Annotated in this window: 9 protein-coding genes; 5 read left to right on the forward strand and 4 right to left on the reverse strand. The window is 26.4% G+C overall.

What is annotated here, in order from left to right; translation table 11 throughout:
- Positions 1-99: 99 nt before the first annotated feature.
- Complete coding sequence (locus tag C7380_RS13205; protein ID WP_109606685.1) at positions 100-636, reverse strand: helix-turn-helix domain-containing protein; 537 nt, start codon at positions 634-636, stop codon at positions 100-102.
- A 191-nt stretch (positions 637-827) separates the two neighbouring features.
- On the opposite strand from C7380_RS13205, the gene C7380_RS13210 reads away from it, so the two are divergent.
- Genes C7380_RS13210 through C7380_RS13225 form a run of 4 tightly spaced genes read left to right on the forward strand, consistent with a single transcriptional unit; the run spans position 828 to position 4599 of the window.
- Entirely contained in the window at positions 828-1835 is a 1008-nt protein-coding gene (locus C7380_RS13210; RefSeq protein WP_109606687.1) for a rod shape-determining protein, read from the forward strand.
- Between the two features lie 10 nt (positions 1836-1845).
- On the forward strand, positions 1846-2496 hold the full coding sequence (locus tag C7380_RS13215) for a hypothetical protein (RefSeq protein ID WP_109606689.1): 651 nt from the start codon (positions 1846-1848) through the stop codon (positions 2494-2496).
- A 2-nt stretch (positions 2497-2498) separates the two neighbouring features.
- Positions 2499-2903, forward strand: coding sequence for a hypothetical protein (locus C7380_RS13220; RefSeq protein ID WP_109606691.1), 405 nt, complete (start codon positions 2499-2501; stop codon positions 2901-2903).
- Entirely contained in the window at positions 2893-4599 is a 1707-nt protein-coding gene (locus tag C7380_RS13225) for a penicillin-binding transpeptidase domain-containing protein (RefSeq protein WP_109606693.1), read from the forward strand. The genes C7380_RS13220 and C7380_RS13225 overlap by 11 nt, the downstream gene beginning before the upstream one ends.
- Here C7380_RS13225 and sdaAA read toward each other — a convergent pair.
- Complete coding sequence (sdaAA, locus tag C7380_RS13230; RefSeq protein WP_109606695.1) at positions 4564-5436, reverse strand: L-serine ammonia-lyase, iron-sulfur-dependent, subunit alpha; 873 nt, start codon at positions 5434-5436, stop codon at positions 4564-4566. The genes C7380_RS13225 and sdaAA overlap by 36 nt on opposite strands.
- 183 nt (positions 5437-5619) lie before the next feature.
- Between sdaAA and C7380_RS13235 the strand changes: the two genes are divergently transcribed.
- Positions 5620-6465, forward strand: a complete 846-nt coding sequence (locus C7380_RS13235; RefSeq protein ID WP_109606698.1) for a GNAT family N-acetyltransferase — start codon at positions 5620-5622, stop codon at positions 6463-6465.
- Positions 6466-6490: 25 nt separating this feature from the next.
- On the opposite strand, the gene C7380_RS13240 is transcribed toward C7380_RS13235, so the two are convergent.
- Positions 6491-8119: a radical SAM protein gene (locus tag C7380_RS13240; protein ID WP_109606700.1), complete on the reverse strand. Its 1629-nt coding sequence runs from the start codon at positions 8117-8119 to the stop codon at positions 6491-6493.
- A gap of 29 nt (positions 8120-8148) precedes the next feature.
- Entirely contained in the window at positions 8149-8655 is a 507-nt protein-coding gene (locus C7380_RS13245) for a hypothetical protein (protein ID WP_109606702.1), read from the reverse strand.
- Between the last annotated feature and the right edge of the window lie 122 nt (positions 8656-8777).

Raw genomic sequence — 8777 nt, forward strand, 5'->3', positions numbered from 1 at the left:
TTCCTTTTTTTACTTGTTTTTATTTTTGTTGCTTTTCATTTACTTGTTTTTTATTTCATATCCCTTTTTTATTGCTCTATTTTTCAAGTCACTATTATATTAAAATATTTCTATCCAAAGAATTTGTGCATTATTTTTTTTTGAATTATTTTCAATGAAATGTTTTTTATTAGAAGTAAAGAAAAAACATTCACCTTTTTTAGCATGATACTTATGTTCATCAAGATTAATTATAATTTTACCTTCAATAACATAACCAAATTCATAACCTTCATGATAATTTTCAACTTCTGTAGAAGATATAGGATTTAACTCAATCAATGAAGGTTCTATTTTTTTAGGATCTGTTGCAGTCATTAATAATTCTTCTTTTATTCCTTCAGGAGTATCATAAATAGGAATTCTTTCTTCTTTTGTATAAACAACTTTTTCTTTTTCATTCATAGATGAAAAAAATTCTACAAGATCAGTACCAAGAGCCCTCAAGATCAATTCAAGATTTTCTATAGTAGGAGAAGTTAAATTTCTTTCAATTTGAGATATAAAGCCTCTTGTTAAATCAGATCTAACGGCTAATTCTTCTTGAGTCATATTTTGCATTATTCTCAAGCTTTTAACTTTCTTACCTATATTCATAAAAGCCCTCCAAAAGATAATTTTTAATTATAATTTTTTAAAATGATAGTTATATTAAACAATACGTTTAATATTATAAACTTTTTGCATTTTAAAGTCAACAAAAAATAATTAAATTTATGTTGCTATATTTTCAATTTTTACTTGTTGTGATATACTATTACTGATATACATTATTAAGGAGGACTTCTATGAGAAATTATTTAGGTATAGATTTGGGAACCGCTAATACATTAGTTTATTCAAGAGGTAAAGGAATAATTTTAAATGAGCCTTCAGTTATAGCTATAGACCAAAATACTGGGAAAATACTACAAGTCGGACTCGAAGCAAAAAAAATGATAGGTAAAACTCCAAGTAATATAATAGCAACAAGACCTTTAAAAGATGGTGTAATCGCTGATTATGACGTTGCCTTAGCAATGTTGAAATATTTTATATCTCAATCTGTTGGAGGGTTTAATATATTTAAACCTGTAGTAGTAATAGGAATACCTACGGAAGCCACAGAAGTAGAAAGAAATGCTTTAAAAGAAGCGGCTTTAGATGCTGGTGCTCATAAGGCTTTTCTCATAGAAGAAGCTATGGCTACTGCTATAGGAGCAGGATTAAATGTAGAAGAACCTTCTGGAAATATGGTTGTAGATATAGGTGGTGGAACCACTGAAATAGCAATTATATCTCTTGGAAATATAGTTCTCTCAAAATCTATAAGAGTTGCTGGAGATGAAATTGATGAAAATATAATCGAATACGTTAAAAATGAACACAATATTTTAATTGGTGAAAAAACTGCAGAAAAAATAAAAATGGAAATAGGAAATACATTTGAAAATGAAGAAAATGATAGCCTAACTATAGATATCATAGGACTGGATGTTTTAACTGGATTGCCTAAAAATATACCATTATCTGGTTCAGAAATAAGAAAGGCTATAAAAAAACCTGTTTCAAGAATACTTGAAAATATAAAACTTGCTATAGAATCAACTCCTCCTGAACTCCTTTCCGATGTTGTCAGTAAAGGTATATTTTTAGGTGGAGGTGGAGCTATGCTCAAAGGAATGAAAGAATTAATAGAAAAAGAAACTCATATAAGAGTTGTAATTGCGGATGAACCTTTAACTTGTGTTGCAAGAGGTGCTGGGTTAGTTATAGATAAAATAGAAATAATTGAAAATTTAAGTAAAAATAGATAGTGTGATTTAGATGAATAAAAATAGATTATTTTATTTAAATTTCTTTATAATTATTGTAATATTAATAAATATTATAAAGCCCATTGGAGATTTGATGCAATGGGCTTTATTTCCATTTGATTATACTTTTTCAAAGATTCAGCAAGAATTATTAAAAAGAGAAGAAAACTCTAATAATATGGATGATATTATGAAATTAATGAAAGAGAATGAACTAAAAGTTTTAAAAACAGATTTGATAGATTTTGATATACCATATGGATTAATATTGAAAGATTTTCCAGATAAATACATAATTATGTCAACTTCAAAAGTAAAAAAGGATACTATTGTCATAAATACAAATAAAAAACTGTTGGGATATGTCAAAGAAAGTTTTGGAGATAGAATTATTGTCAAAAAAATAGGTTGGAATGAAAAAGATATTTTTGGTGAAGTACAAAATAAAGATGTTTTAATAAAAGAAAAAATGGGTATGATATATATAGAATTACCAGAAGATATAAAAATAGATACAAAAAAAATAAATATAAAATTACCTTATTATTTAGATGATTCTTATGTTGAATTAACAGGAGAAATAATATCAAAATATGCAGATTTTTACATATTTAAACCAAATATGATTGAAAGTTCTGTAGTTTATTTCTTGGAGGAATAAATATGATTTATATTATTTTTATAATATTAGCACTAATAACATCTTCTTGGGATAGATGGCTCGGAGATTATATTTTTTATTCTTTTCCAATAATGATGGTGTATATACAATTTTCTGATTTAAAAGATGAAATAAAATATATAGTTCCATTTGTTTATACATTGTTTTATTTCCAATTTAGATATGATGTAGGATTTGTTGCCATAATCTTTTATATATTGTATGTTTTTTTGAATTGGATATTCAAAAATAAAGAACTAAGTTTTATAACTGTAATTATATATAGTGGAATATTTACTGCATTTTTAGGATATTTAAGTTATTCAATAATTCCATCAATAATAACTATGATTTTAATTATCATGCTTTATTTCCTTAATTTGAGGTTGATAATAAATGGAAAATAAAAGAGTGATATTTTTATTTATTCTTACAATATTGGGATTTTTTTTATTATTTTATAGAGCTTTTCAGATACAAGTTTTAAATTGGAAAGATTATAGACTTGAAGTTCAAGATTTATCTACAAGAATTTATATAAATGAAGCTAAAAGAGGTAATATTTATGATAGAAATGGTGAACTAATTGCATGGAATGAGAAATTATATCAAATTTATAATAATTCAGATGAAATAGTTCAAGAAGATGAAGAAAAAATAAGAAAAATTCTTTCTAAAACTGATTTAGATGTTGATTATGTAATAGATAGACTAAATTTTCAAAAAAATGTGATATTAAAAATTTCTTCTACAACTTCTAAAAAATTATCAGAAATTAAAAATTTTATTATTACTGAAAAATATGTTAGAAAATATGCCGATAATAGTTTATATCATATACTTGGATATGTTGATAATGAAGGTTTAGCAAGGAGTGGACTTGAAAAAGTTTGGAATGATAAATTGATTGGGAAACAAGGTTATAAATTAGTTACAATAACTCCTTCAGGTAAAGTAAAAGCTGTTATAGAAGATACAAAATCTATTGCTGGAAATGATATATATACAACTTTAGATATAAGATTACAAAAAGAAGTATATAATTACTTTGAAAAGCATAATTATAAAGGTTCTGTTATTATATCAGATCCAGAAAATGGAGATATAGTTGCTATGGTTAGTTATCCATCACCAGATCCAAATGCTTTTTCTCAAGGATTAAGTACTTTAGAATTTAGAAAAATTTTAAATGACTCAAAAAAACCATTAATAAATAGAAGTATAGGGGCATCCTATTTTCCGGGATCTCTGATAAAACCATTTATAGCCTATAGTGCTTTAGAATATGGAATATCTCCAGATGCGACAATAAATTCTACTGGAAGATATGATGTTTATAATTCAAAAGGAACAAGAATAGCTTCATTTTATGATTGGAATTATGCAGGACATGGTATAACTGATATGAGAAAATCATTGAGAGTTTCTGCAAATAGTTATTATTATTGGCTCGGAGAAACTATAGAAATAGATTATATGAAAGGTATGGCTAATTATTTTAAATTAGATAAAAAAACAGGTATAGAGATTCCAGGTGAAAAAGAAGGACTTTTTCCAAATCAAGAATGGAAAAAAGAGACATATGATACTATTTGGTATCCAGGAGAGACAATCCTTGCTTATATTGGTCAAGGATATGTTCAGTTAACACCTATAGAATTATTAAGATTTTATAATATATTGGCTGAAAATGGCAAATATTTTAAATTTAATCTTTTAAAAGAAACAAAAAATATATATGGACAAATAGTAGAAAAAAATGAGCCCGTTTTAATAGATGATTATGATCTGAATAAAGAATTTTCGAATGTCATAAAAAATGGGATGATAGATGTAACTTCTTATCCAGGTGATAGCAGAACAGAAGGTACTGCATACAAAGGATTTAAAGATTTTGATACTACAGTTGCGGGTAAAACTGGAACTGCAGAAGTTGGTGGGAATCAAAAATCTCATGGTTGGTTTGCAGGATACCTTCCAGCTGAAAATCCAAGATATTCTATGATCGTTTTAGTTGAAAATGGTGGGTATGGACCAGATATAGCTGTTCCTTTTGCAAGACATATATCAGATTTTATTACCCATGAACTTGTCCAAAAGTGATTTTGCCGTTTTAGTTGCAGCTATACCACCTTTACCAGTTTCCCTTAAATCTATTGGTAAAGATCTACCAACTTTTCCCATAGCTTGAGATACTTCATCAAAAGGAATAGCACTTTTAATTCCAGAAATGGCTAAATCAGCTGCGGTAAAAGCGATTACAGATCCAGCAGGATTTCTTTTAACACAAGGAACTTCAACAAAACCTCCAACTGGATCGCAAACTAAACCCATTAAAAACTTCATCGAAAGTGCTGCGGCATTGGCAACCTTATCTGGATCTCCGTCAAGTATATAGACTATGGCTCCAGAAGCCATAGCTGTTGCTGAACCAATTTCGGCTTGGCAACCTCCAACTGCGCCAGATAAGCTGCCTTTTCTATTTATGAATTCTCCAATAGCTCCTGAAATCAAAAGACCTTCGGCTAATTTTTCAATGGGAATATTTTTCTCTTCATACAAAGAAACAAGAGCTCCAGGTACAACTCCACTAGATCCAGCAGTAGGACAAGCAACAACTCTACCCATAGATGCATTATTTTCAGAAGTTGCAAGAGCAATTAAAATAGCTTTAGAAATTAAATTATTAAATAAACTATTTTCTTTATATTCATTATATATTTCAGTATTAAATCCAGTCCATCCTGTTAAACTTTTAGAAGGATTATTCAATTTTTCTCTATAAGATTCAATCATTTGATTTATTATTTTTATAGATTCTTCTTTTAATAAAATAGGATCTGTACCATTTTCTAACATTTCCCATTCAATAATTATTTCATGAAGATTTTTATTAGTTTTAATTGATAGATCTATTAAATCTTGAAATTTAGTAAACATTAATTCACCTCTTATATATTTATGATAAAATAATTCAATATATCATAACATATTAAAACTAAGATTCATTATAATTTTTATAAACTTTTAAAAACTTGTTATTAAAAAATCAATTTTGAAATAAAGAAAATAAGTAATATAATAGTATTAATAATATACTCTTAATTTTGAGGAGGGATACTAATGTTTGAATATAAAAATGTAACGGATATTCCAACTGTGACACTTATAAATACAGTAAATGAAATATTTAAAGATTATATAGTTCCAGTAAGATGGGATATTAATAGTTTTGAAAAAGATTCTAAAGAGTTTTCTATTTCTTTAGAAGACTCTTTTATAGTATATGAAAATCAAAAACCTATAGGGGTTAGTATTATTTCTTGTAGAAAAGACCTTGGAAGAATTGACTCTTTTGGTGTAAAAGAAGAATACAGAGGAAAAGGTATAGCTTCGGAAATGTTATATAAAACTATTGAAATTCTTAAATGGAAAGGAGTTAAAAAGATAGTTTTAGAAGTAGCTTCTATGGAAGAAAGAGCTATAAAATTTTATGAAAAACATGGATTTAAAATAAAAAGAATATTAGAATCTTTTCATACAGATGTTCCAGATAATATACCGCCAAAAAATACTTACACAATTGAAGATCCAAATTGGCTTAAAGAATCGAGTTTTCTTGCAAAAACAAATTTAAAAAGAATTACTAATTGGCAAAGACATCCACAAACATTATATTTAAGTGATCAAAGGTACAAAATAGAAAAAATAAAATCTTGGGATTATGTTGACGGCTATGTTGTCTGGGGAATAAATGATGATAACACTTATATAGTTGATGCAGCTCCTATAGTTGATGTTAGCAAATATGATGAACTCATTTTAGATATAAAAAATAAACTTTCATTCTATAAAAATAAAATAATTGTAGTAGCTGTTCCAGAGGATGATCCTTTAAATAAAGCATTAAAAAACAATAATTTTCAAGTTTTTTTACAACAAAAAGAAATGCAAATGAAATTCCATTAATATAAATGCTCTATTAATAGAGCATTTATATTAATTTCAAGTTTTTTAAGGTTTCTATTCTATCATCATCTAAAAAATCAATATTCATATCAAATTTAATTTTATTAGCTGTTTTTTTGCTAAAACCTTTTATAGAAGAAATTTCTTGATTTGAAAGTTCAAATATTTTTTTGTTTTCTGGAATTACAGTTAAACTTCTTGAACCGTGATCAACTACAATTCCATTAAATTTAGAATAAAGATTTTTTTTATCATTGGATCCACAAAGAATAGGATATGTTCCTAAAGGTCTTCCAAAAGAGATATTTCCTTGTTGTTTTTCAACTATTATGTTATTAATTTTTGTTCCTATTGGGAAAACTTTTTCCAACATTGATTTATCGAATTCTTTCATATAATCTTTAAATTTTAAAAAAAGTTTTTTATTTATCTTTTTATTTCCTTTATTATAAAGCATTGTTCCTGGGAAAGCCATGACCTGTCTAACATTAACTCTTCTTAATAATAAATCTTTTTTTAAGATATGATCAAAAGTTTCCATGTTTATTTTATAAGTTTCATCATCTTCATTTAAGAGACCATAAAGGATATTTATTCCAGGTAAAAGCTTTGGTATATTATTTTTATCTCTTACACTTCCAATCTCATTTACAATTTCTATAGCTTTTAAAGCTTTTTTGGGATCATTTATTATATTATTAGCTTTTGAAACTTTAGAATCAAAAGTTTCTACACCAAAAGAAAGAATATCTCCGCTTGAATTATATTTTGTGATTATTTCAAGAATTTTTCTAACTTCTTTTTCATGATCAACTATAAAAAATGGGTTAGCATTATCTGTATGTATTATTTCAAAATCATCTTTTATTGAAGAATAAAGTTGTTCAAATATATTTGAATTGGGTTTAAAATTGTTAAAAGTCATACCATAAGCTAAAAAATTGGCACTTCTACCAAATCTTATATTTTTAACTCCGACATTTGAAATACAATTCAATTCGGTAATTATAGATTTTAAAGTTCTTTCTTTATACTTTCCGCTTATCATAGGCTCTGTACAAAAAGAGCAAAACCCTTCTTTTCTATCACAACCTTTCGAAATTTCTATTTCAGGTATTATGTCAGGATAAAAAGGATGTTTTTTTAGAATTTCTGCACCCAAATTTGAAACTAAGTCTATCAAATCATAATCACTAAAATCTTTTAGAGAGTAATTATCTGAAACGGGGTAATCAAATAAAAATTTTTCAATAGAACCTTCTACTAAAAAATCTACGGTGTTTTCTAATATCTTTTTCAATTCGATTGCAGCTTTCCCGCCAGTTATAGTATATCCTTTAGTTATAGGACCTCCTAATACTCTTAAAGGATTTTTATTTAAAGAAAATATATTTTTAATTTCTTTAATTGAAATAGGAGTGCCTCTAAAATAATGTCCTGGTACAGTTGTACCAGATATAATAATAATGTATTCATAATTATTAAAAGCTTTCCATAAATCAGAATTTCTTATCTGATCTATGGTATAATAATCTACTTCAATTCCATGAAACATTAAAGCACCTGCTGCATACCTAATATATGTAGAGACATAAGGTGGGACACCTAAAACAGCAGGTTCATCAACATAACCATCTATTATAACTGCTTTCAATATTAAAAACCTCCATAAACTAATTTAAATTAAAAATTATAGATAAAACCTAAAGAACCAGTTATAGAAGGGTATAACTCTGGGAAAAATTTTAAAGTTGGACTTAATTCTAAAAAAATGTCTAAAGGAGTATTTGGTATTTTATAATCTATTCCAAGAGGAATTCTTCCACCAAATGAAAGACTACTTACTTCTCCAAAATGAATATTTATAAAACCTCCAAATCCATAATGATAATTCAAAGGAATATTTTTTATGGGAAATATAAAATCAGAATCTGCCGAAAAATTTATAGAATTATTTATAAAAGACCAAGCTGTAGAAGCATCTAAAAATTGGGATTTTTTTGAATAATATCTAAAATAAAGTCCAGAAGGTTCTCCAAGTATTACACCTAATCCCATAGGATTATCTGAATTTAAAAAAATATCTGTTTTTCCATCGGCTTTACCTATAATTATTTTTTCATCAATTCCATTTGAAAACGTTAATAAAGAAATAAAAGTTATTAAAACATATAAAATGAATTTTTTCATATTTTCACCCTCCAAATATATTATTATTATAGTATCTTTCTAAATTCTAAAAACGTTTATTTAAAGTAATTTTAAACGATGTTAAAAGGGATATTTACCTCCATAGGTTATAATTAAATTGT

It is taken from the genome of Oceanotoga teriensis, assembly GCF_003148465.1.
GTDB lineage: Bacteria > Thermotogota > Thermotogae > Petrotogales > Petrotogaceae > Oceanotoga > Oceanotoga teriensis.